At 67.7% G+C, this 26,189-nt stretch carries 26 protein-coding genes and 1 tRNA gene; 14 read left to right on the forward strand and 13 right to left on the reverse strand.

The annotated features are described in order from the left end of the window. Positions 1–40: 40 nt before the first annotated feature. Positions 41–961 carry a protein-methionine-sulfoxide reductase catalytic subunit MsrP gene (msrP, locus tag CSEG_RS05120; RefSeq protein ID WP_013078194.1) on the forward strand — a complete coding sequence of 307 codons (921 nt, stop codon included), beginning with the start codon at positions 41–43 and terminating at the stop codon, positions 959–961. Then, on the forward strand, positions 961–1,593 hold the full coding sequence (gene msrQ / locus CSEG_RS05125; RefSeq protein ID WP_013078195.1) for a protein-methionine-sulfoxide reductase heme-binding subunit MsrQ: 633 nt from the start codon (positions 961–963) through the stop codon (positions 1,591–1,593). The genes msrP and msrQ overlap by 1 nt, the downstream gene beginning before the upstream one ends. Before the next feature lie 114 nt (positions 1,594–1,707). Here the strand turns inward: msrQ and CSEG_RS05130 are convergent, their stop codons facing one another. The 5 genes from CSEG_RS05130 to sfsA all read right to left on the reverse strand — a co-directional run bounded on the left by CSEG_RS05130 (position 1,708) and on the right by sfsA (position 6,013). After that, a complete protein-coding gene (locus CSEG_RS05130; RefSeq protein ID WP_013078196.1) occupies positions 1,708–2,967 on the reverse strand; it encodes a dipeptidase in 1,260 nt (419 codons plus the stop codon). Between the two features lie 73 nt (positions 2,968–3,040). Beyond that, positions 3,041–3,811: a RadC family protein gene (gene radC, locus CSEG_RS05135; RefSeq protein ID WP_013078197.1), complete on the reverse strand. Its 771-nt coding sequence runs from the start codon at positions 3,809–3,811 to the stop codon at positions 3,041–3,043. 79 nt (positions 3,812–3,890) lie between these two features. After that, the gene (gene map, locus CSEG_RS05140) at positions 3,891–4,718 is read right to left on the reverse strand and encodes a type I methionyl aminopeptidase (protein ID WP_013078198.1); all 828 of its coding nucleotides are present in this window, start codon (positions 4,716–4,718) and stop codon (positions 3,891–3,893) included. Positions 4,719–4,820: 102 nt separating this feature from the next. After that, on the reverse strand, positions 4,821–5,207 hold the full coding sequence (locus CSEG_RS05145; RefSeq protein ID WP_013078199.1) for a hypothetical protein: 387 nt from the start codon (positions 5,205–5,207) through the stop codon (positions 4,821–4,823). A 71-nt stretch (positions 5,208–5,278) separates the two neighbouring features. Further along, positions 5,279–6,013 carry a DNA/RNA nuclease SfsA gene (sfsA, locus tag CSEG_RS05150; protein WP_013078200.1) on the reverse strand — a complete coding sequence of 245 codons (735 nt, stop codon included), beginning with the start codon at positions 6,011–6,013 and terminating at the stop codon, positions 5,279–5,281. Positions 6,014–6,067: 54 nt separating this feature from the next. Here sfsA and CSEG_RS05155 point away from each other — a divergent pair, with 54 nt between their 5' ends. Continuing rightward, positions 6,068–6,838 carry a competence/damage-inducible protein A gene (locus tag CSEG_RS05155; protein WP_013078201.1) on the forward strand — a complete coding sequence of 257 codons (771 nt, stop codon included), beginning with the start codon at positions 6,068–6,070 and terminating at the stop codon, positions 6,836–6,838. Between the two features lie 6 nt (positions 6,839–6,844). On the opposite strand, the gene CSEG_RS05160 is transcribed toward CSEG_RS05155, so the two are convergent. The 3 genes from CSEG_RS05160 to CSEG_RS05170 all read right to left on the reverse strand — a co-directional run bounded on the left by CSEG_RS05160 (position 6,845) and on the right by CSEG_RS05170 (position 8,210). Further along, positions 6,845–7,243, reverse strand: a complete 399-nt coding sequence (locus tag CSEG_RS05160) for a helix-turn-helix domain-containing protein (RefSeq protein WP_013078202.1) — start codon at positions 7,241–7,243, stop codon at positions 6,845–6,847. Between the two features lie 303 nt (positions 7,244–7,546). After that, positions 7,547–7,631 (reverse strand) — tRNA-Leu (locus tag CSEG_RS05165). Between the two features lie 60 nt (positions 7,632–7,691). Further along, the gene (locus tag CSEG_RS05170) at positions 7,692–8,210 is read right to left on the reverse strand and encodes a hypothetical protein (RefSeq protein WP_013078203.1); all 519 of its coding nucleotides are present in this window, start codon (positions 8,208–8,210) and stop codon (positions 7,692–7,694) included. 282 nt (positions 8,211–8,492) lie between these two features. Between CSEG_RS05170 and CSEG_RS05175 the strand changes: the two genes are divergently transcribed. From CSEG_RS05175 to CSEG_RS05200, 6 genes are all read left to right on the forward strand, one after another. Then, positions 8,493–9,776, forward strand: a complete 1,284-nt coding sequence (locus CSEG_RS05175) for a Xaa-Pro dipeptidase (protein ID WP_013078204.1) — start codon at positions 8,493–8,495, stop codon at positions 9,774–9,776. Positions 9,777–9,971: 195 nt separating this feature from the next. Continuing rightward, complete coding sequence (locus CSEG_RS05180) at positions 9,972–12,455, forward strand: S9 family peptidase (RefSeq protein ID WP_013078205.1); 2,484 nt, start codon at positions 9,972–9,974, stop codon at positions 12,453–12,455. Positions 12,456–12,630: 175 nt separating this feature from the next. Beyond that, entirely contained in the window at positions 12,631–14,721 is a 2,091-nt protein-coding gene (locus tag CSEG_RS05185) for an ATP-binding protein (RefSeq protein ID WP_013078206.1), read from the forward strand. Between the two features lie 93 nt (positions 14,722–14,814). After that, positions 14,815–15,813, forward strand: coding sequence for a methionine ABC transporter ATP-binding protein (locus tag CSEG_RS05190; protein WP_013078207.1), 999 nt, complete (start codon positions 14,815–14,817; stop codon positions 15,811–15,813). Further along, on the forward strand, positions 15,810–16,484 hold the full coding sequence (locus CSEG_RS05195; RefSeq protein WP_013078208.1) for a methionine ABC transporter permease: 675 nt from the start codon (positions 15,810–15,812) through the stop codon (positions 16,482–16,484). The genes CSEG_RS05190 and CSEG_RS05195 overlap by 4 nt, the downstream gene beginning before the upstream one ends. 9 nt (positions 16,485–16,493) lie before the next feature. Then, entirely contained in the window at positions 16,494–16,850 is a 357-nt protein-coding gene (locus tag CSEG_RS05200; RefSeq protein WP_013078209.1) for a hypothetical protein, read from the forward strand. Here the strand turns inward: CSEG_RS05200 and CSEG_RS05205 are convergent. Next, positions 16,838–17,089: a hypothetical protein gene (locus CSEG_RS05205; protein WP_083778456.1), complete on the reverse strand. Its 252-nt coding sequence runs from the start codon at positions 17,087–17,089 to the stop codon at positions 16,838–16,840. The two genes, CSEG_RS05200 and CSEG_RS05205, sit on opposite strands and share 13 nt — an antisense overlap. Positions 17,090–17,225: 136 nt before the next feature. On the opposite strand from CSEG_RS05205, the gene CSEG_RS05210 reads away from it, so the two are divergent. The 4 genes from CSEG_RS05210 to CSEG_RS05225 all read left to right on the forward strand — a co-directional run bounded on the left by CSEG_RS05210 (position 17,226) and on the right by CSEG_RS05225 (position 22,818). Then, positions 17,226–18,059, forward strand: coding sequence for a MetQ/NlpA family ABC transporter substrate-binding protein (locus CSEG_RS05210; protein ID WP_193852712.1), 834 nt, complete (start codon positions 17,226–17,228; stop codon positions 18,057–18,059). Between the two features lie 195 nt (positions 18,060–18,254). After that, entirely contained in the window at positions 18,255–18,971 is a 717-nt protein-coding gene (locus CSEG_RS05215) for a GntR family transcriptional regulator (protein WP_013078212.1), read from the forward strand. Positions 18,972–19,138: 167 nt separating this feature from the next. Continuing rightward, the gene (locus tag CSEG_RS05220) at positions 19,139–21,538 is read left to right on the forward strand and encodes a TonB-dependent siderophore receptor (RefSeq protein WP_013078213.1); all 2,400 of its coding nucleotides are present in this window, start codon (positions 19,139–19,141) and stop codon (positions 21,536–21,538) included. After that, positions 21,508–22,818, forward strand: a complete 1,311-nt coding sequence (locus CSEG_RS05225) for an MFS transporter (RefSeq protein WP_013078214.1) — start codon at positions 21,508–21,510, stop codon at positions 22,816–22,818. Before CSEG_RS05220 ends, CSEG_RS05225 begins: the two co-directional genes overlap by 31 nt. A 67-nt stretch (positions 22,819–22,885) precedes the next feature. On the opposite strand, the gene CSEG_RS05230 is transcribed toward CSEG_RS05225, so the two are convergent. Continuing rightward, a complete protein-coding gene (locus tag CSEG_RS05230; protein WP_041538207.1) occupies positions 22,886–23,578 on the reverse strand; it encodes a TorF family putative porin in 693 nt (230 codons plus the stop codon). Between the two features lie 275 nt (positions 23,579–23,853). Beyond that, on the reverse strand, positions 23,854–24,657 hold the full coding sequence (locus CSEG_RS05235) for an SDR family NAD(P)-dependent oxidoreductase (RefSeq protein WP_013078216.1): 804 nt from the start codon (positions 24,655–24,657) through the stop codon (positions 23,854–23,856). A gap of 105 nt (positions 24,658–24,762) precedes the next feature. Between CSEG_RS05235 and queF the strand changes: the two genes are divergently transcribed. Beyond that, positions 24,763–25,218 carry a preQ(1) synthase gene (gene queF / locus CSEG_RS05240; RefSeq protein ID WP_013078217.1) on the forward strand — a complete coding sequence of 152 codons (456 nt, stop codon included), beginning with the start codon at positions 24,763–24,765 and terminating at the stop codon, positions 25,216–25,218. Positions 25,219–25,220: 2 nt separating this feature from the next. On the opposite strand, the gene CSEG_RS05245 is transcribed toward queF, so the two are convergent. After that, positions 25,221–25,511 carry a hypothetical protein gene (locus tag CSEG_RS05245; protein ID WP_013078218.1) on the reverse strand — a complete coding sequence of 97 codons (291 nt, stop codon included), beginning with the start codon at positions 25,509–25,511 and terminating at the stop codon, positions 25,221–25,223. Positions 25,512–25,549: 38 nt separating this feature from the next. Continuing rightward, a complete protein-coding gene (locus CSEG_RS05250; RefSeq protein WP_013078219.1) occupies positions 25,550–26,167 on the reverse strand; it encodes a nitroreductase family protein in 618 nt (205 codons plus the stop codon). Positions 26,168–26,189: the final 22 nt, after the last annotated feature.

Genomic DNA, 26,189 nt, shown 5'->3' on the forward strand with positions numbered 1-26,189 from the left:
GGCTCGTATCTGTAGGGACAGCCGCTTACGGAGCGTTTCCATGCTGATCCGCCACGCCCCCGACCTGACCGACAACGACGTCACCGACCACGGCCTCTACCTGAGACGCCGGACACTGATGGCGGGGCTCGCCGGGGTGGGCCTCGCGGGCGCGGCGGCGGGCGAGGCGCGGGCTGATCTGGCCTTCACGCGCGGCTTCTCGACCACCGAGAAGCCGACCTCGAAAGAGGACATCACCACCTACAACAACTTCTATGAGTTCGGCGTCGACAAGAGCGATCCGGCCGAGAACTCGAGCAAGTTCAAGCCGCGTCCCTGGACGGTGCGCATCGACGGCGCCTGCGAGGCGCCGCGCACGGTCGGCATCGAGGACCTGATCGGCAAGAACAAGCTGGAGGAGCGCATCTACCGCATGCGCTGCGTCGAGGGCTGGTCGATGGTGATCCCTTGGGTCGGCTTCCCGCTGAAGGACCTGCTGGCCTCGGTGAGGCCGACCTCCAAGGCTAAGTTCGTGGCGTTCGAGACCGTGATGCGGCCCTCCGAAATGCCGGGCCAGGCCTGGAACACGCTGGACTGGCCCTATCGCGAAGGACTTCGAATTGACGAGGCCATGCACCCGCTGACCCTGATGGCGGTCGGCCTCTACGGCGACGTCCTGCCCAACCAGAACGGCGCGCCGCTACGGCTGGTCGTGCCGTGGAAGTACGGTTTCAAAGGCATCAAGTCGATCGTGCGCATCAGCCTGGTCGAGAACCAACCGACGACGGCCTGGAACAAGCTGGCCCCGCGCGAGTACGGCTTCTATTCCAACGTCAATCCGGCCGTGGACCACCCCCGCTGGTCGCAAGCCACCGAGCGACGCATCGGCGAGTTCCGCCGCCGCGAGACCCTGCCGTTCAACGGCTACGGCGAGTGGGTGGCGGATATGTACCGGGGCATGGACCTGAAGCGGTTCTACTGATGGCGCCGGCGAAGAAGCGCCCCTCCAAGCTTCAGGACAACCTCGTCTACGGCCTCGTCTGGCTGGCGTGCTTCGCGCCGCTGGTCTGGCTGGCCTGGCGCGGCGTCATGGGCGAGCTCGGGGCCAATCCAATCGAGAAGCTGATCCGCGAGCTGGGGGTCTGGGGGCTGCGTCTTCTGCTGGTCGGCCTGGCGGTCACGCCGGCCGCGCGGATCCTGAAAAAGCCCCGCCTGGTGCGCTTCCGGCGGACCATCGGCCTGTTCGCCTTCAGCTACATCGTGCTGCACCTGTTCAGCTACATCGGCGTCGACCTATTCTTCGACTGGAACCAGCTGTGGAAGGACATCCTCAAGCGGCCCTTCATCACCCTGGGCATGCTGGGTTTCATGTTGCTGATCCCGCTGGCCGTGACCTCGACCAACGGCTGGGTGATCCGGATGGGCCGCGCGGCCTGGAGCCGCCTGCATAGGCTGATCTACGTGATCGTCCCGCTGGGGGTCGTTCACTACTATCTATTGGTCAAGGCCGACCACCGGCCGCCGATCGCCTACGGCCTTGTGTTCGTGGCGTTTATGGCTTGGCGGGTGTGGGAGGGGTGGCGAACGCAGCGAGCCCTTAAATCCTCCCCCTAGCGGGGGGAGGTGGCGCGAAGCGCCGGAGGGGGAAGTCCGACTGACTTTGCCTCTTCCCCCTCCGTCGTCTCTTCGAGCCGACACCTCCCCGCTAGGGGGAGGATTGGAGCGAGCCTACTTCGCCACCGTCTTCGCATAGGCCTGCGCCGCGTCGACGATGCGCAGGACGTTGCCGCTCCAGATGGCTTCGATGTCGGCGTCGGAATAGCCCTCGGCCTTCAGGCGGGCGGTGATCTTGGGCAGGTCGGTGATGTCCTCGAAACCGTCCATGCCGCCGCCGCCGTCCCAGTCGGCGCCGACGCAGACGCCCTTGGGCCCGGCCACCTTCAGCACATGCAGCATGCTCTTCATGTAGAGGTCGAAGTCGCCGCGCGGGGCCGGATAGGCCTTGTCGATAGCCGCGCGCTTGTCGCCATAGGCCTTCACCATCTCGGGCGTGGCGGTCTTCATGTCCGGCGCGCGGCCCAGGGCGTCGAGCGCGGCCTTGCGCTCTGGGCTGGGCGTGGTGTCGGTCAGGTAGATCGAGTTGATGCAGACCGCGCCGCCGGCGTCGGCGATCTTCTTGATGCGGGCGTCGTCGAGGTTGCGCGGGTGGTTGTAGATCGCCTTCGGGCCCGAGTGCGAGGCGATGATCGGAACCTTGGACAGCGCCACCGACTGGTCGACGACGTCGTCGCTGGCGTGGCTGACGTCGATCACGACGCCCAAGCGGTTGGCCTCGGCCAGCCAGCGCAGGCCCAGCGGCGAATAGCCGTTCCAGATCTTGCCCTTGGGATCGGTCGAGCTGTCGGCCAGCTGGTTGTTGCGGAAGTGGACCGGACCGGCCATCCGCAGGCCTTCCTTGTGGAAGGTGGTCAAGAGGGTCAGGTCCTCGCCCAGCGGCCAGCTGTTCTCCATGCTGACAAAGGCGAACTTCTTGCCGGCCTTGTTGATCCGGCGGGCGTCGTCCGAGGTGAGGGCCAGCTCGAAGCCGGTCTTGTTGCCGGCCAGCATTTCGCGGATCTCGATCGCGCGGTGCAGGGCGTAGTTGCGGGCGTACTCGTAGGCTTCGGCGGTCAGGTCGCCCTGGCCGGTGTAGATCACGAAGAACCCGCCATCCAGGCCGCCTTCGTTCATGCGCGGCAGGTCGACCTGGCTGAAGTCGTGCTCGACCTCGTGGCGGTCGGTGATGTTCCAGCCGGGACGGCCGAAGTGGGTCGGGGTGTCGAGGTGGGTGTCCAGCGTCAGGAACTTGTCGTGCAGCGCCTTGTCGGCCTTGGACACCGCCGGCGGGGCCGCTGGGGCCTTGGCCTTAGCCGTTGTCTGGGCTTGGGCGTCGGCGACACCCCCCAGCAGGGCGGCCGAGCCGAGGAGGACGGTGAGCAGGCGACGCATAGGCGGACTCCGGAGCAAGTGTGCGTCCGGAGGCTCACGGCTCGGCTTGCGGCCGTCAACCCATCTTAAGCCCTCACATCAAGCCCAGCGCCTTGAAACTCGCCACGCCCTCGCGGCCGACCACCAAGTGATCATGGACGGCGATCTTCAGGGCTTTTCCGGCCTCGACGATCTGTTTGGTCATGTCGATGTCAGGCCGTGACGGCGTCGGGTCGCCCGAGGGATGGTTGTGGACGATGATGATGTTGCTGGACGACAGTTCCAAAGCCCGGCGCATCACTTCGCGCGGATAGACCGGCGCGTGATCGACCGTGCCGCGGTTCATCACCTCGTCGGCGATGAGCTGGTTCTTCTTGTCCAGGAAAAGAACCCGAAATTGCTCGCGCGACTCGTTGGCCAGGGCCACCCGGACATAGCCGAGCAGGGCGCTCCAGGACGAGATGACCGGCCGCTTGACGATCTTGTCGCGGCCGGCGCGCAAGGTCGCTTCGTGCAGGAGCTTGAGATCCATCGCTGCCGTCTCGCCGACGCCGGGCACGGTGGCCAGCTCCTCGATCGTCGCGCCCAGAACGCCGCCGAACGAGCCGAACCGGTTCAGCAGCGCCTTGGCCAGCGGTTTGACGTCGCCGCGCGGATAGGTGCGGAAGAGGTAGAGCTCCAGCAGCTCGTAGTCGGGCAGGGCGACGAAGCCGCCCGTCTTGGCCCGCTGGCGCAGCCGGTCGCGGTGGCCGGCGTGGTGGGCGTGAGCGGACTTACGGGCGGGCTTGGCGGGAGCGGCCTCGACCGGCGGCGGCGTTTCGTCCGCCGCGGCGTCGGAGATCGTCAGGGATGAAACGCTGACCATGCCGCCCTCGACTCTGGAGGGCGTCAGTAGGTCAAATCAATCCAGAATTGTCGAGTGGCAACCCACGCGCCTGGCGCGATCAGCCCAGGATCGGCGGCTGGAACAGCCCCGCGGGCGAGGCGGTGAAGATCTCGTAGCCGTCCTCGGTCACGCCGATCGAGTGCTCACACTGCGCCGACAGCGACTTGTCGCGGGTCACGGCCGTCCAGCCGTCCTGCAGCACCTTCACGGCGGGCTTGCCCAGGTTCACCATCGGCTCGACGGTGAAGAACATGCCGGGCTTCAGCACCGCGCCCTGACCGGGGCGGCCGAAGTGCAGGATGTTCGGAGCGTCGTGGAACACTTTGCCCAGGCCGTGGCCGCAGAAGTCGCGGACGACGCTGCAGCGCTGGGCCTCGACGTAGGACTGGATGGCGTAGCCGATGTCGCCCAGCGTGGCGCCCGGCTTCACGGCCTCAAGGCCGCGCTTCATGCCTTCGTAGGTGATCTCGACCAGGCGACGGGCGCGCGGACCGACCTCGCCGACGCCGTACATGCGCGAGGTGTCGCCGTGCCAGCCGTCGACGATCACGGTCACGTCGATGTTGACGATGTCGCCTTCCTTCAGGCTCCACTCGCCCGGGATGCCGTGGCAGACGACGTGGTTGCGCGAGATGCACACCGTCTTGGGATAGCCGCGATAGTAGAGGCAGGCGGGCAGGGCCTTGTGGTCCAGGATGAACTCGCGGGCCAGGCGGTCCAGTTCGTCGGACGAGACGCCCGGCTGGACGTGCGGGATCAGCATGTCCAGGCACTCGGCCGCCAGCTTGCCGGCGCGGCGCATGCCCTCGAAGTCTTCCGGCTTGTGGATCTTGATCTGGCCGGTGCGGGTTTCGGCTTCGATCTCGAGGGTGTTGTCCAACGTCATGCTCTACTCGGCGTCACCGCCGCTCGGAGGCGGCGATCTTGTCTGGGAAAGGCGTATCTCGCCATCCTAGCACGGATTTCAAGACTTTGGCGGACAAGAGTGTCACGGGGTGAGGCGCCGCACGACGCCGTCGCCCGCGTGGACCTCCTTGACGAAGGCCGCGTCCAGCGTCGTGGGTTTGTCGCGGCGCACGTGGCAGACTCCCTTGTAGCGCGTGACCCGGCCCGAGCCCTTCTCGGTGACGTCGGCGGTGAACCTGACGTCCCACTCGCCCGGGCGGCCGGTGGGCTGGGGATCCATGTCATCCGAATTGACGCCTTCGATCTCCTTGAGCCCGAAGCGCCGCTCCAGTTCGGAGGTGCAGGCCTTGAACGCGAAGATCGCGCGCAGGCCCGTCATCATGCCGTTCTCGGGCTTGTTCGGGTCGGCGCGGCCGCACCCTGCCAAGGCCACGGCCAGGACGGTCAGAGCCAGGACGGTCCTCTTCATACGCTCCCCCACATCCGCGCCCCTCGCGCGCGGGTGTGTGAAGAGGTAACCGAAGCCGTGGCGATTGCAGCTTAAATCGCCGTTAGGTGAGCGTTGGTCCACAAGATGCGGCGCGCGATTCGCACCGCATCGGTGTTCATCGCGCACGCATAGACCAGCACCTCCACGCCCGCCGCCGCCGCCGCGTCGAGCCCGCGCGCGAAGGCCGGGTCCAGGTCGGCGCAGGCCTGGAACGCCTCGCAATCCTCGCGCTGAACGACGAACAGCGCCACGGCCCGTTCGCCCAGCGCCACGCGGGCGGCGAGTTCCAAGAGGTGCCGCGTCGAGCGCTCGGCCTTGCAGTCGGGGAATTCGGCCAGGCCTGGGACGCGCGAGAAGTGGCAGTTCTTGACCTCCAGCCAGCAGGGCGGGCGGCCTTCGCCGGTCAGCAGGAAGTCGACCCGGCTGGCCTCGCCATACTTCACCTCCGGACGGATGGTCTCATAGCCGGAGAGTTCCGGGATCGCGCCGGCCGCCAGGGCCTCGGCGACCAGCTTGTTGGGCAGCAGAGTGTTGACGCCGACCAATACGCTTTCTTGGGGAGCGTTTCCCTGCTCGACCATCTGCAGAGTGTAGGCGAGCTTGCGCTTGGGGTCGGGCGACCATGAGGCCCAGGCGACCTGGCCCGGGTCCTTCACGCCCAGCATGGCGCCGGGGTTGGGGCAGTGGGCCGTGACTTCCTGGCCGTCGTCGAGGACGAGGTCGGCGAAGAAGCGCTTGTAGCGCGACACCAGTCGGCCGCGAACGAGCGGTTGCGGGAGCAGCATGCGAAGCCTAAGTCGATCCTCGAAGACCAGACGGCGATGTAGGGGATCCAGACGATGACGGCCACCCAATCCGAGCGCGTGACGGCGGCGGTGATGATCATCGGCGACGAGATCCTCTCGGGCCGCACTCAGGACACCAACCTTTCAGCCATCGCCAAGTACCTGGCGACCTACGGCGTCGATCTCTGCGAAGCCCGCGTGGTGCCCGACGTCGAGCAGGAGATCATCGACGCGGTCAACGCGCTGCGGACCAAGTACGACTACGTCATCACCACCGGCGGCATCGGTCCGACCCACGACGACATCACCGCCGACTCGATCGCCAAGGCGTTTGGCGTCACCGCGCCCGAGCATCCCGAGATCATGGCCATGCTGCGCGAACGTTGGGGCGAGCCGAACGCCGCCCGCCGCCGCATGGCGCACGTGCCCGAGGGCGGCAGCCTGGTGAAGAACCCCGTGCAGGGGCCGCCCGGCTTCCAGAAGGAGAACGTCTTCGTCCTGGCCGGCGTGCCGGCGATCATGCGCGGCATGCTGGAGGACGTCGGCCCGCGCCTGCGGACCGGGGCGGTGGTGCTGTCCAAGACCGTGCGCGTCACCGGTACGGGCGAGGGCGTCATCGCCGCGCCGCTGGAAGCGGTGGCCAAGGCCCATCCAGACATGTCGCTGGGCAGCTATCCGTTCTTCAGCCCGCCGGATGTCTATGGCGCCAACCTGGTGCTTCGCGGTCGCGACGCGGCCGAGCTGGAGGTGGCGGTGAATGAGCTGATGGCGGCGCTGGAAGAGGCCGAGGCCAACAATATCGAGCTGGTGGCGAGCCCGGCTTAAGCAGGCCTATTCGTCGTCGGCGATCGCCTTGGCCAGGTCCGCCAGGTGGCGACGCATGCCGGTCGACTCGATCGCCACATAGGCGCGCGCCAGTTCTGGGCCGCCGGGCGTGGACCAGAACTCGGCCATCTCGTTGGCGAGGTCGGCGGCGGTGGTGTCGGCGCCTTCCGGATCGTCCAGCCCCTCGAAGAAGAAGCCGATCGGCGTCTTGAGGAACATGGCCGTCGCGTGCAGCTTGCTGGCGCTGATGCGGTTCGCGCCGCCCTCGTACTTCTGCACCTGCTGGAACGTCAGTCCCAGGGCGTCGGCCAGCGCTTGCTGGGAATAACCCAGATCCTTGCGCCTCATACGCAGCCGGCGCCCGACGTGGACGTCGACGGGATCGGGGGTCTTGTCTTCAGCCATGGGTCAAGCACTCGAACGCAACAGAGGACGGACGATAGTCTTGCCCGGCGATTGGGCAAGCCGCTCGCCGCGCCAGGAGCGCCAAAAGACACACCGCCCGATCGGCTCGCCGATCAACGAGTATGTCTCAGCCTCTCCCAGAAACCGTCGCAATTCTGGCGAGAGTCGAGCCGTTGAGAAATGACTATTGCAGCGCTGAGTGTCGATTCAGCTGACGCGAGAAGTGCCTCGGTCAGCTCGGCCGTGGGTAGCGGCCGTGTGGGCTGGAAACCGGTTTCTCGCGCGCGCCGAGGCTGAGGTTGTTGGTAGGGACGGTGGGACTCGAACCCACACGGATTGCTCCAACGGATTTTAAGTCCGGCGCGTCTACCGATTCCGCCACGTCCCCATCTTCTCGACCCCTTAAGCCATCGCGGCGTCGGGGTCGAGAAGGGGGAGGTCCGTCGCGTTAGCGGACGACGGCGCGGGCCTGGCGATCCAGGGCGCGCGCCTGGTCGTCGGTCACCTCATACTCGCCCGGGCCGCCGACGGTGGCCGAGACGTTCGTGGCGGCCTGGGTGGCGTCCACGGCGCCGCCGCTGCGCGTCGCGCCGTTCTGGAGCCAGTCGATGTAGAGAAGGCGGTCCGCGGCTTCGAGACCGGCGTCGAAGCTGTCGGCGCGCCAGCCCCGCGTGATCGTCACGCCTTGGCCGTCACGCGCGACGCTCTGGTAGTAGGTCTTGGCGCTGTTCAGCCGACCGGTCAGTTGGTAGCCGGTCGCGAGGTTGAAGCGGTTCTCGACCGTGGGCTCGGCCGCGGTGGCGCGCTTCTGCAAGTTGGTCGCCAGCCAATTATTGCCGCGCGCGATCTCAAAGAGGGCCTTGTCCGCGTCTTCGCGAGCGTCCGAAGCGGCGAAGGCTGCGCCCGCCGCTCCAAGAGTCAGGGCGCCAGCAATGGCCGAAATGAGAAAAGCTTTGCCATTCCGCATGATGAATTCTCCGAATGGTGTCGCTAGGGGGAAGTGGATGTGGTGAAGTTGCTTGGCCAAGCTGGAGAATTAGCGATACTGGATTTGATTTGTTCCACATCATTTGAAAATTGTTTACGCAAAGCTTTACCTTGGCGTGGCGATATTGTGGCGTGTCTGCAAAACTGGCGGGCGTGCGCCCGATTTTGACAAGGCGCTCGTGCGGAAGACCATCGGCGAAGCTGGTCTCGACGTCCCTGGCGAGCGTGATAGCGTCGCCCCTCGAATTCGACGGGGGGACTGATGCACCAAGGGATCAAGACTGTGGCGGCCGGGTTGCTGGCGGGCCTGTTGAGCGCGGCGTCGGCTCATGCGGCGGAGGTCGCGGCGGTCACCGCCGCGCGGCTGCTGGACGTGGCCTCCGGCAAATATGTCGACAACCCTCTGGTCATCGTCACCGACGGGCGGATCACCGCCGTCGGCAAGAAGGGCGACGCCGTTCCGGCCGGGGCGAAGGTGGTCGACCTGCCGGGCGCGACCCTGCTGCCGGGCCTGATCGACATGCACGTGCACCTCGACAGCCTGGCGGAGATCGGCGGGTACAACAGCTTGCAGTACAGCGACCGCTTCTGGAGCGTGGTGCAGACCGCCAACGCGCGGAAGACGCTCGAGGCGGGCTTCACGACGGTCCGCAACGTCGGCGCGGCCGACTATGACGACGTGGGCCTGCGCGAGGCGATCGACGCCGGCTACGTGCTCGGGCCGCGCGTGGTCACCGCCGCCATCTCGTTCGGCGCCACCGGCGGCCATTGCGACTCGACCTTCTTCCCGCCGTCGATGGACGAGAAGAGCCCGTTCAACAGCGACAGCCCCGACGAGGCGCGCAAGGTCGTCCGGACGCTCAAGAAGTACGGCGCCCAGGTGATCAAGATCTGCGCCACGGGCGGGGTCTTCTCGCGCGGCAACGAGCCCGGCCAGCAGCAACTGACCTATGAAGAGATGAGGGCGGTTGTCGACGAGGCCCACATGGCCGGGCTCAAGGTCGCCGCCCACGCCCACGGCGCCTCGGGCATCCGCGAGGCGGTCCGGGCCGGGGTGGACACCATCGAGCACGCCAGCCTGGTCGACGACGAGGGGATCAAGCTGGCGGTCCAGAAGGGCGCCTACTTCTCGATGGACATCTACAACACCGACTACACTCAGGCCGAGGGCAAGAAGAACGGGGTCCTCGAGGACAACCTGCGCAAGGATCGCGACATCGGCGAGATCCAACGGCAGAACTTCAAGAAGGCGCTGAAGGCCGGGGTGAAGATGGTCTACGGCACGGACGCCGGGATCTATCCGCATGGCGACAACGCCAAGCAGTTCGCGGTGATGGTGCGCTATGGCGCTACGCCCCTGCAGGCCATCCAGGCCGCGACAATCACCGCCGCCGAGGCCCTCGGCCAGAGCAAGGATGTGGGACAGGTCTCGGCCGGCCACTACGGCGACATGATCGCCGTGGCGGGGGACCCTTTGACGGACGTCACCGTGCTGGAAAAGCCGGTCTTCGTGATGAAGGGCGGCGCGGTGATCCAGCGGCCCTGAGAAAGGTTTCTTGCGAGAAATGAAGTTTCGTCGCCGACATCAAATCTCGCGAGTTCTTCGAAGATAAGTGCGCCATCGGCCCCCATCGCGGGGCGATGGCGGTGAAAATGGGTTCTTATGGCCGTGCTTTGTGCATAATCGTGCCTTTCTGAAAGCGCGTCTGCTGGGGCGGCGCGCGAAGGTGAGGGGCTCTTGATGATGCACGCTTCGTTCCCGCGACGGGCCATGGCCCTGGTCGCGTCGGCGGCCTTCATGGCGCTGTCGGCGGGTGCGGTCCTGGCGGCCGACGGTTACCAGACCCCGCCGGCGCCGATCGCCCAGATCCTCGACTCGCCGCAGACGCCCGGCGTCGCCGTCAGCCCCGACCGCAAGGTGCTGGCCCAGTTGGGCCGCGAGAACCTGCCGTCGATCGCGGCGGTCTCCGAGCCGATCCTGCGGCTGGGCGGCTATCGGATCAATCCGCGCACCAACGGTCCGATCGAGGCGCGGGCCAACTGGCTGAACAGCCTGGCGTTCGAGGACGTCGCGACCGGCAAGGTCCGCCCCGTCAGCCTGCCCGCCGGAGCGCGCTTCATCGCGCCCAGCTGGTCGCCGGACGGCTCCAAGCTAGCTTTCGTGCTGGACGCCAAGTCGGGCCTGGAGCTGTGGGTGGCCGACGTCAAGGCCGCCACCGCCCGCAAGGTGACCGAGGCGCGGGTCAACGCCGCCCTGGCCGTCGCGACGCCTGGCGGCGTGACCGGCGTCTATGACTGGCTGCCCGACGGCTCGGGACTGCTGGCGCCGATGACCGTCGCCGATCGCGGCGCTCCGCCCGCCGCGGATGTCACGCCTAACGGCCCGACGATCCAGGAATCCAAGGGGCGCACCGCCGCGATCCGCACCTATCAGGATCTGCTGTCCAACGCCCATGACGAGGCGCTGTTCGACTACTACTTCACCTCGCAGCTGACCCGCGTCAGCTTGGCGGACGGCGGGACCGCGCCGGTTGGGCGGCCGGGGATCTTCTCCGGCGTCGCGATCTCGCCCGACGGCCAGTACCTGCTGACCACGCGGCTGAAGCGCCCCTACAGCTATCTCGTGCCAGCGAGCCTTTTCGCGACCGAGATCGCCGTCTCGACGATCGACGGGCGACCCGTGAAGACCCTGGCCGATCGGCCCCTGGCCGACACCCTGCCGCCGGCCTTCGATGCGACGTCCCCGGGGCCGCGCGCGGTCGAGTGGCGCGCCGACGCCCCGGCGACCCTGGTCTGGGCCGAGGCCCAGGACGGCGGCGATCCGCGCAAGAAGGTGGCCGTGCACGACAGCGTCTTCATGCTGGCCGCGCCCTTCTCGGCCGCGCCGACCAAGCTGATCGACCTCGACCAGCGTTATCGAGGGATCACGTGGGGCAGGAGCGACTTCGCCCTGCTGGCCAGCCGCTGGTGGCAGACCCGCAACGAGAAGCGCATCGCCATCGATCCCAGCAAGCCGGGCGCCGGGCGTGTGCTGATCCAGCGCAACTACCAGGACCGCTATAACGACCCGGGCCGCCCCGTGACCCGTCGTGACGCGCGCGGCGAGGACCTCCTGCACTTCACGCCGGATGGCAAGGCGGTGTTCGTGTTCGGCGACGGCGCCTCGGCCAAGGGCGAATTCCCGTTCGTGGGCCGCCTCTCGCTGGCCGACGGCAAGACGACCAAGCTCTGGCAGGCCGAAGCGCCATACTACGAAGCGCCGGTCGGCTTGGCGGACGAGGCGGGCAAGACGGTGATCACCCGCCGCGAAAGCGCCAAGGACGCGCCGAACTACTTTGTCCACGCCGTCGCCAAGGGCGCGAAGGCCAAGCCCCTGACCAGCTTCCCCGACCGCGCCCCGCAGTTCGCGGGGGTCTCCAAGCAGACCATCACCTACCAGCGCGCCGACGGCGTGACCCTGTCGGGCGTGCTCTATCTGCCGGCCGGCTATGACAAGGCCAAGGACGGCCCGCTGCCTCTGCTGATGTGGGCGTATCCGGCCGAGTTCACCGACGCGGCCATCGCCGGCCAGACGGTGGACGAGGGCAACCGCTTCACCCGTCCGGGCGGCGCCAGCCACCTGTTCCTGCTGACCCAGGGCTACGCCATCCTCGACAACCCGGCCTTCCCCATCATCGGCCGCAACGGCGCCGAGCCGAACGACACCTATGTCGAGCAACTGGTCGCCGACGCCCAGGCCGCCGTGGACGCGGTGGTGGCCATGGGGGTGGCCGATCGTGATCGGATCGCGGTGGGCGGCCACAGCTACGGCGCGTTCATGACCGCCAATCTGCTGGCCCATACGCGCCTGTTCCGCGCCGGCATCGCCCGCTCGGGCGCCTACAACCGCACCCTGACGCCTTTCGGTTTCCAGGCCGAGCAGCGCACCTACTGGGAGGCGACCGACACCTACACGAAGATGAGCCCGTTCACCTATGCGCCGAACGTCAAGGATCCGATCCTGCTGATCCACGGCGAGGCGGACGACAACTCCGGCACCTTCCCGGTCCAGAGCGAGCGCTTCTACGCCGCGCTGAAAGGCGCGGGCGCGACCGTGCGCTACGTGACCCTGCCCAACGAGGCGCACGGCTATCGCGCGCTGGAGTCGACCAAGCACACGCTCTGGGAAATGGTCGAGTGGATGAACCGGTACGTGAAGAACGCTCCTAAGCGCGACGGCCAGTAGAGCGCTCGATCGTCACGATCGGGTGGCCGGCCCGTTGAAGGCCCCCCCTGGGCGCCGGTCCCCCGGGGGGTGGCTCCGCGCCAATATGCCGCGCCGTTTCAGGGGCTTAACGTTGTGTGAGCCGATCGCACCGTTTCATCGCTGATGGCAAGGTTGTGGATCGGGAGACACCACCATGAGCCGAACGACCGCGCATCGCGCTTTCCGGCGGACGATGAACCTGATCGCCGGCGGCAAGCCCTTGGCGCTGGCGTTGAAGGCGATCGTCCAGGCCGTGGAGGCGGAGGATCCGGAGATCCTCTGCAGCATCCTGCTGCTCGACTCCGAGCGCCGTCGTCTGGTTCTGGGCGCCGCGCCCAGCCTGCCGGACTTCTACAACGAAGCCGTCGAGGGGGTGGAGATCGGTCCCTCCGTCGGTTCGTGCGGCACCGCGGCCTATCTGGGACGCCGGGTGACCGTCGACGACATTCAGTCCAGTCCGCTTTGGACCGATTTCCGGGAGCTGGCGGCGGAGGCGGGTCTGGCTTCGTGCTGGTCCGAACCGATCCGGGCGCTGGACGGCGCGGTGGTGGGCACCTTCGCGATCTATCATCGCCAGGTCAGCACGCCGAACAAGGAGGACATCGCCTTCATCGAGGCGGCCGCGCAACTGGCCGCGATCGCCATCGACCGGCGGCGCGCCGAGGAGGAGCTGGCGGCCAGCGAGTTGCGCGCCCGGCTCTCGGCCGAGCAGGCGATGGAGACAGCGCGCAACCTGTCGAGTTTTTTCGACGTGTCGGCGGACCTGCTGTGCATCCGCGACATGGAGGGACGGTTCGTGAAGGTGAACCAGGCCTGGGAGACGGTCCTGGGTCACCCCGTCGAGGTGCTGGAGGGCTCTGGTCTTCTGCCGCTCCTGCATGCGGACGACCTGGAGAGCACCCGCGCGAATATGCAGCGCGCCGAGGCGGATGGCGAGGTCAACGGCTTCGTGAACCGTTATCGCCGCGCCGACGGGACCTACTGCCAGTTGGAGTGGCGGGCGCGCCGATGCGGCGATCTGGTGTTTGGCGTGGCGCGCGACGTCACCGAGCGCTTGCGGATCGAGGCCGAGATGGCCGAGGCTCGGCGCGCGGCCGAGACGGCCAACAAGGCCAAGAACGACTTTCTGGCCAATATGAGCCATGAGATTCGCACCCCGCTCAACGGCGTCATCGGCATCGCCGCGGCGCTCGGCGAGACGGCGCTGACACCCCGTCAGGCCGAGATGGTCGACCTGATCCGGCGCTCCGGCGAGACGCTGGAGCGACTGGTCTCCGACATCCTGGACGTCTCGAAGATCGAGGCCGGACAGATGACCATCCAGACTCAGGCCTTCGACCTGGACGGGGTGCTCGACGGCCTGCTGGACGTCACGCGGCTGCGGGCCAAGGAGAAGGGCGTGGGCGTCCGTGTCGAGCGCGGCCCGTCCGTCAGCGGCGGCTTCCTGGGCGACAGCGTGCGGATCGGCCAGGTGCTGAGCAACCTGATGTCCAACGCCGTGAAGTTCACCGATCGGGGGGAGGTCACCGTCCGCATCGATGTCGAGGACCGCGACGACGGCCAAGCCTCTCTCCTGTGTGTCGAGGTCGAGGACACGGGCGTCGGGTTCGACGCGGCGAAGGGCGAGATGATCTTCCAGCGTTTCAGCCAGGCCGACAGCACGATCACGCGCCGGTTCGGCGGGTCGGGCCTGGGTCTGTCGATCAGCCGGACCCTGGTGGAGATGATGGGCGGCGCGATCACGGCGCGGTCAAAGCCGGGCTCCGGCAGCCTGTTCCGGGTCGTCCTGCCGCTGCATCGCACGGAAGCGGAGGCCGCCGTCGACGCCGATCCGATCGCGCCGGGCGTTCAGGCCGAGGGGCTGAGGGTGCTGCTGGCCGAGGACCATCCGATCAACCAGCGCGTGGTGCAGCTGATCCTCGAGCCCTGCGGGGCCGCCGTGACGGTGGTGGAGAACGGGGCCCAGGCCGTCGAGGCGATGGCGGCGAGCCCCTACGACGTGGTCCTGATGGACATGCAGATGCCGATCATGGACGGCCTGGCGGCCACCCGCGCGATCCGGGCCCACGAGGGCGGCGGGCGGCGCACGCCGATCATCATGCTCAGCGCCAACGCCATGGCCGGCCACCGCCAGGACGCCTTGGCGGCGGGGGCGGACCTGCATGTGGCCAAGCCGATCACGGTCGCGACCCTTTTGGACGGGATCAGCCAGGTCATCACCGTCGACGCGCGCCGCGCCGGCTGATGACGCCGGTTTCCCTTCACCTTTGCCGGCTGAACGCCTAAATCGGGCGGCCGGCGGTCTTGGACCGCCGAAACCCCGTTTGGACTTGGCCGCGTGATCACCTTTCAGGACGTCTCGAAAACCTACGCCCAGGGAGGGCACGCCGCGCTCAGCGCCGTGTCGCTGTCCGTCGCCGCCGGAGAGGTGTTCGGCGTGATCGGGGCCTCGGGCGCGGGCAAATCGACCCTGATCCGGCTGATCAACGGCCTGGAGACCCCGACCGGCGGCCGAGTGATCGTGGACGGCGACGACGTTGATGCGCTGGGCGTCGAGGGCCTACGCGCCCTGCGCCGCCGGGTCGGGATGATCTTCCAGCACTTCAACCTGCTGTCTGGAAAGACGGTCGCCCAGAACGTCGCCTTCCCGCTAAAGCTGGCCGGCCGCCCCGCCGCCGAGGTCAAGGCGCGCACATCCGAGCTCCTGGAACGGGTGGGCCTCACCGCCCACGCCGACAAGTATCCGGCCCAGCTCTCCGGCGGCCAGAAGCAGCGCGTCGGCATCGCCCGCGCCCTGGCCACCGGGCCGAAGGTCCTGCTGTGCGACGAGGCCACCAGCGCCCTCGATCCCGAGACCACCGAGCAGATCCTGGACCTGATCTCGGGCCTGAACCGGGAGCTTGGCCTCACCATTGTGCTGATCACCCACGAGATGGATGTGGTCCGCCGGGTCTGCGACCGCGTCGCCGTGCTGGAGGCCGGCCGCGTTGTGGAGGAGGGCGCGGTCGAGGACGTCTTCCTGCACCCGACCAGCGACACCGCCCGCCGCTTCGTGCGCGAGGCCGATGGCGAGGCTGCGACCGCGCCCGGCGTCGGCGGCCGCCTGGTGCGCCTGACCTTCAAGGGCGAGGCGACCTACAAGCCGGTGCTGGGCGAGGTCGCCCGCGTCACCGGCGTCGACTATTCCATCCTCGGCGGGCGCATCCACCGCCTGCGCGAGACGCCCTACGGCCAGCTGACCCTGGCCCTGACCGGCGGCGACGTCGATGCGGCGATCAAGAGCTTCGAGGCGTCCGGCGTCCGCGTCGACGACCTGACCGGGGAGATCGCCCGATGAGCGCCGGAACCTTCGACTTCTCGAACGTCGACTGGAGCGAGATCGGCCAGGCGACTCTGGACACCCTGGCCATGCTGGGGGGCTCGATGGTGCTGACCATCGTGCTGGGCCTGCCGCTGGGCGTGATCCTGTTCCTGACCGGCAAGGGCCAGATGCTGGAAAACCGGCTGGCCAACAGCGCGCTGTCGCTGCTGGTCAACATCCTGCGCTCGGTGCCGTTCGTGATCCTGCTGATCGTGATGATCCCGATGACGGTGGCGCTGGTCGGCACTTCGCTGGGCGTCGCCGGCGCGATCCCGCCGCTGGTCGCGGGCGCGGCGCCGTTCTTCGCGCGTCTGGTCGAGACCGCCCTGCGCGAGGTCGACAAGGGCGTGGTCGAGGCCAGCTTCGCCATGGGCGCCAAGCGTCGGCAGGTGGTGCTGGGCGCGCTGCTGCCCGAGGCCCTGCCGGGCCTGATCGCCGCCGCGACCGTCACCGCCATCGCGCTGGTGGGCTACACGGCCATGGCCGGCGTCGTCGGCGCGGGCGGCCTGGGGGATCTGGCCGTGCGCTTCGGCTACCAGCGCTTCCAGACCGATGTGATGATCGTGACCGTCGTGCTGATGCTGGTGCTGGTCCAGGCGGTGCAGATGGTCGGCGACACGGTGGTGCGACGCGTGTCGCACCGGTAGGAGCGTGAGATGACCGACGAACACACCGATCTCCATTGGGATCCCGCGCTCGCCGCCAGCCTGATCGGCAAGACCCTGCTGATGAACCTGACCTTCCTCGACGACGACGGTGAGGTCCTAGAGCGCCAGCAGTTCTTCGGCGTGGTCATCGACGCCGACGAAGGCGAGGGGATCACGCTCGACCTGCTGGGCGAGCATGACGGCGACACCTACACGCTGCCGCCCCAGACCTCGGCGATCAAGGCGGCCGAGGCCGGCGTCATCAGCCTGGCCGGCGACAAGCCCGACTTCGTGGCCAGCTGGATCATCCACGGGCCGCCGGACGTCGCCAACGACCTCGATGATGACGAGGATCAGCCCGCCTGATCGAACGGGAACGGCAGCCGGCCGGCCTTGAACAGGATGTCGGGGCTCTCGTCGTAGTCGCCCAGTTCGACGTCGGCGCTGGCCGAGAAGGCGACCACGCCCTCGCGCAGGGGCGCCAATCGTTCGGCCTTGCGCCGCGCCTCTTCCGCCGTCTTGCAGCCGATCTGCTGCTCGGCCTTCAGGCCCTTGCCGCGCCCGGCGACATAGGCTTGCACGATGTGGACGGTTTCCTTGGCCATCCCCATCCAAGCGGCCTGTTCGGAGGCGGCGTCAAGCGATGTTCGCGGGCGGCGCACGGAACTCGACGGAGCTTAAGGAAATCTGATTTCCTCGCCCGGCCGTATCAGGGCAAAAGCCTACCTCTACGATCGCCTTATGGAGCCGTTCATGGTCGCCCGCCGCGCTGTTCTCGTCCTCGGTCTCGCCGCCCTGACGGTCTCCGCCATGACGCTCGTCGCTTGTGGCCAGAAGACTCCCAAGGCCAGCGACGCCAACACCCTGACCATCGCCGCGACCGCCATTCCGCACGCCGAAGTGCTGGAATTCATCAAGCCGAAGCTGGCGGCCGAGGGGCTGAATCTCGAGATCAAGGTCTTCAACGACTACGTCCAGCCCAACGTCCAGGTGGCCGAGAAGCGGATCGACGTCAGCTATTTCGAGACCCTGCCGTACCTGGAGACCTTCAATCGCGACAAGGGAACCAACCTGATCCCGATCCAGGGCGTCCACGTCGAGCCGATCGGGACTTATTCGGCCAAGTGGAAGTCGCTCGCCGAGGTTCCGCAAGGCGCCACGATCGCCATTCCCAATGACGCCAGCACCGAGGGCCGGGCCCTGATCCTGCTGGCCAAGAACGGCGTGATCGGCCTCAAGGACCCGACGAACGCCCTGTCGAACCTGAAGGACATCACCAGCAACCCGAAGGACCTGAAGTTCAAGGAACTGGAGGCGCCGTCCCTGCCGCGCGTGCTGAACCAGGTCGACCTAGCGGTGATCAACACCAACTACGCCCTCGACGCCAAGCTGAACCCCAGCAAGGACGCCCTGATCATCGAGGACAAGACCAGCCCCTACGTGAACTACCTGGTCGGCCGTCCGGACAACAAGGACGACCCCCGCGTGAAGAAGCTGGCGGCGGCCCTGACCTCGCCCGAGGTGAAGGCGTTCATCGAGAAGAAGTACTCGGGCGCGGTGGTGCCGGCGTTCTAGGGGTTTTGGTTAGATGCTCCCCCGCGATGCGGGGGAGCTGTCACGAAGTGACTGAGGGGGCGAGCGCGGTATCCGCCCGGTTGGCCCCCTCCGGCCCTCTGGGCCACCTCCCCCGCATCGCGGGGGAGGAACTAGCGCCTAGCTACTTCTAACATTTCACTTTACCTATCAGCGCTCGCACGCCTCGGAGTCCCCATGGCCTCGCCCTCGCTGAAATCGCCCGCCGGCCCCCGGCTGGTGCTCGATGTAGCCAATTCGTCGGGGCTCGATGACTGGGCGCCCGAGCTGCAGAAGACCAAGGTCTACGAACGCATCCTGCTGGACCTGATCTTGGGCGAGCTGCAGGCCGGGTCGCGGCTGGACGAGCAATTCCTGGCCGCGCGCTACGAGGCCGGCCTGGCGGGCGTTCGCGACGCTCTGGGGCGTCTGGCCTTGGAGGGCCTGGTCATGCGCCGCGCCCGTTCGGGCACCACGGTCGCGCCTTTGGACCTTGTCGAGCTGCGCCAGGGCTACGAGGCTCGGGTGCTGATCGAGCCGCATTGCGCGGCCTTGGCGGCTCGCAACGCCTCGAAGGCCGAGGCCCAGGCGATGTTCGACATCTTCGCCGATGGGGAGGAGGCCGCGAGGATTTGCGACCTGCCGGCGCTGGTGGCCATGGATCTGCGATTCCACGCCGCGGTCGCGCGCGCCTCCGGCAACCTCGCCCTGGCGCGCATCTTGATTCCCCTGCAGCACAAGGCCGCGCGCTTCTGGGTCTTTTCGTTCAACGGCGCCAGTGAACAGGAGCTGATCGAGGAGATCGAGGAGCACCGGGAGGTGGCGCGCGTCATCGGTGGCGGCGATGTCGAGGCCTCCCGTCAGGCGATGCTGCGAATCCTGGATGTCCAGCCAGAGGCTCAGGGCCGCGCCTGAGCGCCGAACCGCGCCGCGAGTTCCCCAGCGTGACCTGAGACTTCGTCGCCACAGTGTCTTCGCAATCTCAACTAAAATGTCAGAAGGCATTTTGACGAAGATCAAGCGATCCCCAGATAACGGGTCGCGACCGCCGAGCTTCCGTCTCGCCGGCGAGGTGAGATTCGATGCCGTCTCGACTGTTGATGCTGTCCGCCAGCCTGCTGGCGCTTTCCGTTTTCGCCCCCGCTGGCGCTCGCGCCGAGACTCAGGTGTCCGATCAGGTCGACGCCGTGGTGATCGTGGCGCGCGACAAGGCGGGGCTGTTGGAGAAAGCGCCCAGTCAGACCGTGTTTGGGATCGACAAGCCCCTGATCGAGACGCCGCGCTCGGCCAGTCTGGTCAGCGACCTGACGCTGGAGCGCTATGGCGTCCAGTCGCTGGACGGGGCGACGAAGGTCGCGCCCGGGACCCACACGGCGAGCTTCTACGGCGTGCCCGGCTCCCTGAACATTCGCGGCGCGCTGGCCGAGAACTACTTCCGCGGCTTCAAGCGCGTGGAGAACCGGGGGACCTATTCCACGCCGATCGGCGGGGCGGCTCGCATCGAAATCCTGCGCGGGCCGCCGACGCCCGTCTATGGCGCGGGCAAGGTCGGCGGTCTGGTCAACTTCATCCCGAAATCGGCCCGCGATGAAGGCCGCTTCCTGGCCGAGCCCGAGGGCGAGGTCACCGCCACCTTCGGCAGCTACAACAAGAAGCTGGTCACGGGGCAGTTCGGTGCGCCAGTCACCCTGGGGGCGGCCGAGGGCGGCGTTTATGTCTACGGCGAGGCCGAGGACAGCCACAGCTACTACAAGGGGATCTATCCGCGTCACCGGACGCTGGAGGCCTCGGCCGACTTCGACCTCGGAAACGGCTGGAGCACGGCGTTCGGCGGGATGGCCTTCCATAGCGAGGGCGATGTCCAGACGCCGGGCTGGAACCGCCTGACCCAGGACCTGATCGACCACCGGACCTATGTCACCGGTCGCGACACGACGCTGCGAGACGCCGACGGCAACGGCAAGATCACGCCCAACGAGATCGGCGCCTACCCCTACGCCAGCGCCCTCTACCTGCCATATTACGGATACCCCACGAGCGACGCCGTCCACACGTTGGATGCTGGAGTCGGCACGACCAAGCTCGATCGGCGGACCGTCTATATCAGCCCGGCGGACTTCTCGAAGACCAACACCCAGACCCTCTATTTCGACCTCGCCAAGGACCTGGGCGGCGACCGGTCGCTGACGCTGCAACTGTTCCACGATCGCCAGGACAACAAGCGCTTCGTCTCCTACGGCTATCCCTCGGCGATCGACGCCAAGGTCAGCGAGGTGCGCCTGACCTACGCCTTCCCGACCGAGCTTGGCCCCGTCCGCGCGCGGACCCTGACGGGCGTCTCGCACCGCTGGTTCGAAGGCCGGCGACGTGAGAGCTACAACAGCGGCCTGATCGCGCTGGACCGGCGCGACATCAGCTTCGGGGTCACGGCGACCGACACCATCGACAGTCCGTTCGATGACGAGCCCGGCGGGATCGGCGTGCGCTGGGAGAACGACAACCGCTCGACCTGGAAAGAGACCGGCGCCTTTTTCACCTCGGACATCGTCGCGGGGCGCTGGAACCTGGTGCTGGGCGGTCGCTGGGACCACTATTCGGTCGAGAGCGAGGACACCGGCTTCCTCAGCTACACGGTCGCGGGCCGTCAGGCGGACGATAGGGACAAGGCGACGTGGAGCGCCAGCCTGACCTACAAGCTGCCCGTGGGGCTGATGCCCTACGCCAGCTACGCCAAGGCGTCGGCCCTGGAAATGAGCCAGGCGGGCGATATCGCGCCGGGCCTGATCGCCGACGGCTCGTGGCTGTCGAGCTCCGACCTCTCCGAGGCCGGGGTGAAGTTCCAGCTGCTGCGGGGGACGCTGATCGGCTCGCTGGCCGCCTACCGCCAGACCCGCACCCAGATCGCCGGGGCCATCTCGCCGCCGACAGTGCAGGGGCTGCGGTCCAAGGGCGTGGAGCTGGAGCTCCGCTGGCTGGCGTCCGAGCGCCTGTCGTTCACCTTCGCCGGCAACAACCAGCGCACGACGGTGAGGGGACCGGACACCTCGTTCCAGTACATCCCGGCTTACACGGCGGGCGTTCCGGGCGCGCAGGCCTATGGCGGCTCGTACGTCGTCTGGAGTTTCGCCAGCCTGCCAGGGCGCGGCGGCGACTACGCCTACACCCTGACGCCGAAGTCGGTGCTCAGCCTCTACGGGACCTACACCAGCAAGGGCTACGACTGGGGGCAGGCGGGCGCGACCGTCGGCGTCAGCTATGTCGGCCGGACGGCCGGCACGGTCCAGAACGCGGTGCATTATCCGAGCTATGAGCTGGTCAATGCGTCGGCCTTCGTCGCTCGCGGTCCGTACACCCTGTCGATCAATATCGATAACCTGCTCGACACGTTCTATGTCACACCTGACGCCGACACCTACGCCAACCTGGGCGCCTTGCCGGGCAAGGGGCGCGAATGGCGGGCAACCCTGAAGCGGACGTTCTGATCTTGACCCCTTTCGAGACCCGCTTCCGCCCGTGGCTTCTGCTGGCGGCGCTCAGCCTGCTGCTGTTCCTGATCACCGCCTCGACCTACGGCTCGCTGGGGGTCGTGCTGCCGACGATGATCGGCGAGCTGAAGTGGAGCTTCGAGAAGGCGTTCCTGGGCTTCTCGGTGCTCGGGGTCTTCACCGGCGCCTCGTCCTGGCTGCCGGCCATCCTGATCCGGCGGATCGGCGTGCGGGGGACCTTGCTGCTGGGCGCGGTCGTCCTGGCCGGCGGCTTCATCGGCATCGCCAACGCCGAGAGCCTGCTCAGCTACTATGTCGGCGCGGCGGCGTGCGGCGTCGGATTCCAGATGGCGGCGCTGATCCCCGGCACGCACGTGCTGTCGTCGCTGTTCACGAAGCGCGCCCTGCCGTTCGGGGTCTATTTCACCTTCGGGTCGCTGGGCGGCGCGGCCGGGCCCTGGATGGCCTTGACCCTGATGGGCGCCAGCGGCGGCGACTGGCGACTTTACTGGGTGGTTCAGGCCGCGCTCGCCGCCGGTGTGGGCCTGGTCTGCGCCCTCATGGTCGGTGGATCGAAGTGGCTGGCGGTCGCGGCGCATGAGGTCGACCTCGAGGTCGAGCAGGAGGCGCGTGAGGCGCCGGCCACAGCCCGCGTTTATCGCACGCCCTACGAATGGACCGTGCCTCAGGCGCTGCGGACCCCACAGTTCTACATCCTGGTCGCGGCCTATTTCAGCCATCTGCTGGTCGGGGTGACGGTGGCCAGCGTCTCGGTCACCCACCTGACCGAGCTGGGTGTCGCCGCAGGCGTCGGCGCGGTCGCGGCCGGCGCCTTGGCCGCCAAGATGCTGAGCCTGGAGTCGCTGATGCAGACCTTGGCGCGGCTGGGCGGCGGGGCGCTGGGCGACCGGGTCGACCCGCGCTGGCTGCTCGTCCTCGCGCAGGGGATGTTGGTCGTCGGCCTGCTGGCCTTGGCCAAGGCCGCCACGCCGGACCTGATGCTGGTCTATGCGATCGGGACAGGCGTCGGGTTTGGCCTGACCGTGCTGGCCGTCACCGTGCTGCTGCTGAACTACTATGGCCGCCAGAGCAATCTGGAGCTGTTCTCGCTGACCTGCCTGGTCGGCGCGGTCTCGGCCGCGGGTCCCTTTGTCGCCGGCGCCATGCGCGACCGGTTGGGCGGCTTCGCGCCGACCTTCGAGCTGTTCGCGGCCGTGACGGCGGTGGTGTTCGTCGCGGTGCTGTTGATGCGCCCGCCCAAGGCCCCGACCGCCTGAGCGCCAAAAGAAAAGCCGCCCCGGCGGACCGGAGCGGCTTCCCTCGTCTAACTGTGGAAGGCTGGTCTTAGAAGACGGCCTTCAGGCCGACGACGAAGCGGCTGCCGTAGATCTTGCCCAGGCCGTGTTCGTCCGTGTCGTGATAACGGAGGTCCAGGCCGAGCTTGTCGGTCACCGCGTAGGTGGCGCCGATGTTCCAGGTCGCGTAGTCGCCGGCCGACTTGTCATACTCTTGGTGGCCCAGAGCAGCGCTGACGGTCAGCTTTTCCATCACCGGCATCGCGGCGTTGACTTCGTAGTAGAGCGACTTGCCGAGGTCGGTCGAGTATTCCGGCGAGTAGTACGCGGCGAGGCCAACGGTGGCCGGGCCGATCGAGCGCGAGGCGGCCGCCTTCACCTCGAAATAGCTGAACGCGCCGGGCGCGCCCTTGTCCTTGGTGTAGCTGTAGTACAGCACGCCGAGGTCCAGCGAGGTGTCGCCGACCGTCGGGCGAATGCCGGCGTAGAAATCGATTTCAGCGCTAGGGTCGCTGGTGCCAAAGTCGACGTTCGAGGCCCACACGCCCGCGTAGCCAATGCCGTAGGTGGCGTCCACGCCGCCTTGGACCGTAGGATCTTCTTGAGTTTGGCTGACGCCGCGGAAGACGTAGTCGCTCGCCACGCCGATGTTATAGGAAAGCGTCAGGTCTTGAGCCATCGCGGCGCCGGTCAGGGCGACCGTGGCCGCAGCGGCGGCCAGCGCAATCTTCATGACTTTCATTAGTTTTATCCCCTTCTGTGTGTCGTCTCCCGGGTTGGTTCCCGAGCCCCGACGCGCCTGCAAGCGCATTTGCGTCCCCCGCCGATTAGCGGTGCGCATGACCTTAGTTGCAATCCAAGCGCGCGAAGCGCCAGTGAGAAGGGCGCCGCCCGCTCAAAGTTTGGGCGCAGTGTGACGATTTTGCTTCAGAACGTACGCGGATAAGCAACAGGCGACGGAAAAGGCGATCTTGCTTGTCGTGTGGCTCATACGCCCGTTCGGCGAACGTGAGTCGGTCACCGCATCGCCAGGCTGGCGCCGCCCAGGTGCAGGCCCGCATCCACCAACAGGGTCTCGCCCGTGACGTGACGCGAGGCCGGCGAGGCCAGGAAAACGGCCGCTCCGGCGACGTCTTCGGCCGTCGAGGCGACCTTCAGCGGCGTGGCCGCCGCGGCCCCGGCCCGCAGGCGGTCGACGCGCTCGGCGTCCATCGCCTTGCCGAACCAGGGGGTGTCGATGAAGCCGGGGCAGATGGCGTTCACGCGGATCCGTGGGGCCAGGGCCCGGGCGAGCGACAGGGTCATGGTCGTCATGGCGCCCTTGGACGCCGCGTAAGGCACGGATGAGCCATTGCCGACCACGCCCGCGATCGAGGCGGTGTTGACGACGGCGCCCGGCGCGGGCGCGGCCTCCAGCAACGAGCGCGCCGCGCGCACCATCTGAAAGGCCCCGACGACATTGACCGCGTAGAGTCGCAGGAAATCCTCGGCGTTCACCGCGTCGAGATCGGCGTGGTTGGGGGCGAACTTCGTGACGCCGGCGTTGTTGAACAGGGCGTCGATGCGGCCCGTGGACGCCGCGGCCTCGGCGATCTTGCGGCAGTCCTCGTCCTGAGCGACGTCGCCTCGGGCCAGTACGGCCTTGGCGCCTTCGGCCTCGACGAGGCGGGCGGTCTCTTCGGCTTCCTCGGCGCTGCGCGCATAGTTGACGACGACGAGGCCCGCGCCCCGTCGGGCGGTCTCGACCGCGATCGCCCGGCCAAGGCCCGTGGAGGCGCCCGTGATCACCACGGTGAAGCCTTCGAAGTCCCGTCCCGACATCGTTTTCTCCCCAAACGTTTGTTGGAGTTGTTGTAGCGAGGGGCGCGCGGCTTGTCTCGTGGGCCCAGTCTTGTCTTAAGAGGGGGGGAGGCCTAAATCGCGGCGATGACCGATCTGAACGTCACCCAGCTGGGCCGCGTCGTCGACGCGCCCGACAGCCCCGAGGCCGCGGTCCTCGAGCGCGTGCCCAATCCGCAGAGCGACGTGCTCTATCTGGCACGCTTCGTCGCGCCGGAGTTCACCTCGCTGTGCCCCGTCACCGGACAGCCTGACTTCGCGCACCTCGTCATCGACTACGCGCCGGGCGATTGGCTGATCGAGAGCAAGTCGCTGAAGCTCTACCTGACCAGCTTCCGCAACCACGGCTCGTTCCACGAGGACTGCACGGTCAAGGTGGCGCGCAAGATCGTCGAGATCGCCCAGCCGCGCTGGCTGCGCATCGGCGGCTACTGGTACCCGCGCGGTGGCATCCCCATCGACGTGTTCTGGCAGACCGGCTCCGCGCCCGAGGGCCTCTGGGTTCCGGATCAAGGCGTCGCGCCCTACCGCGGTCGCGGCTGAGTTTAAGCCTTGGACAGCCTGCGCCGGTTCGCCCGAACCTTGCGGCGCAGGTGGGCGAGGGAGCCCGAGGCGATCGCGGGCCCGGTCGCGCCTAGCTGGCCGGTCGCGGCCAGCATGGGCAAAGTCACGCTGGTCGCGACCTTCTCGCTGACCATCAATTGAGCTTCGGCCTGGGCCGCCGCGCCGCCGGCGGCCAGCTTCATCATGCGCAAGCCGATCACGGCCGACGCCTCCATCCCCAGCGCCCAGCTGTCGAAGGCCAGGCTGGTCCAGGGGTCTTTGCGTCGCGTCATCGGCTTTCCTTCCGTGCCGTCCCTTCAACGCCCGAGCGCTAGTTCGGGGTCCAGTAGCTGGTCAACGCGGTGGCTTCGGGGCGCTGGCGCTCCTGCGGCTGTTCGGCGGCCGTGCCGAGGTACAGGAACCCGGCGACCTTCTCGTCCGGGCCGCAGCCCAGGATGTCCAACGCGCGCGGATCATAGCTGTACCAGTCGGTGATCCAGTTGGCGCCCCAGCCCAGCGCCGAGGCGCCCAGCAGGATCTGGTGACAAACGGCGGCCGCGCTCTGCCGCTGCTCCCATTCGGGGATTTCCCCCGGCAGGTGACGCGAGATCACGGCGACGCAGACCGGCGGGTTGGTCAGCTTGCGCAGAGCGGCCGTCGCCTTGGTCGGATTGGCCTGGCTGGGAGCCAGAGCGGTGATGCGCTCGGCGAAGACCGCCTTGGCCTCGCCTTCCAGCACGATGAAGCGCCAGGGCGCGAGCTTGCCGTGATCGGGAACGCGGACCGCCAGGCGCAGGAGGTCGGCCAGTTGGGCCTTGTCCGGTCCCGGCGCCGTCAGGGTCATCGCGCTGGCCGAGCGGCGCCGCGCGAGGAAGGCGACCGTCTCCGGCGAGGCCTCGACCGGCAGGGTTTCGCCAAATTCGGGAGCAGGGGGGACGGAACCGGCCAAGACGGCCTCCTCATGGGCGTTG

Origin of the sequence: Caulobacter segnis ATCC 21756, from assembly GCF_000092285.1 — a bacterium.
GTDB classification, from domain to species: domain Bacteria; phylum Pseudomonadota; class Alphaproteobacteria; order Caulobacterales; family Caulobacteraceae; genus Caulobacter; species Caulobacter segnis.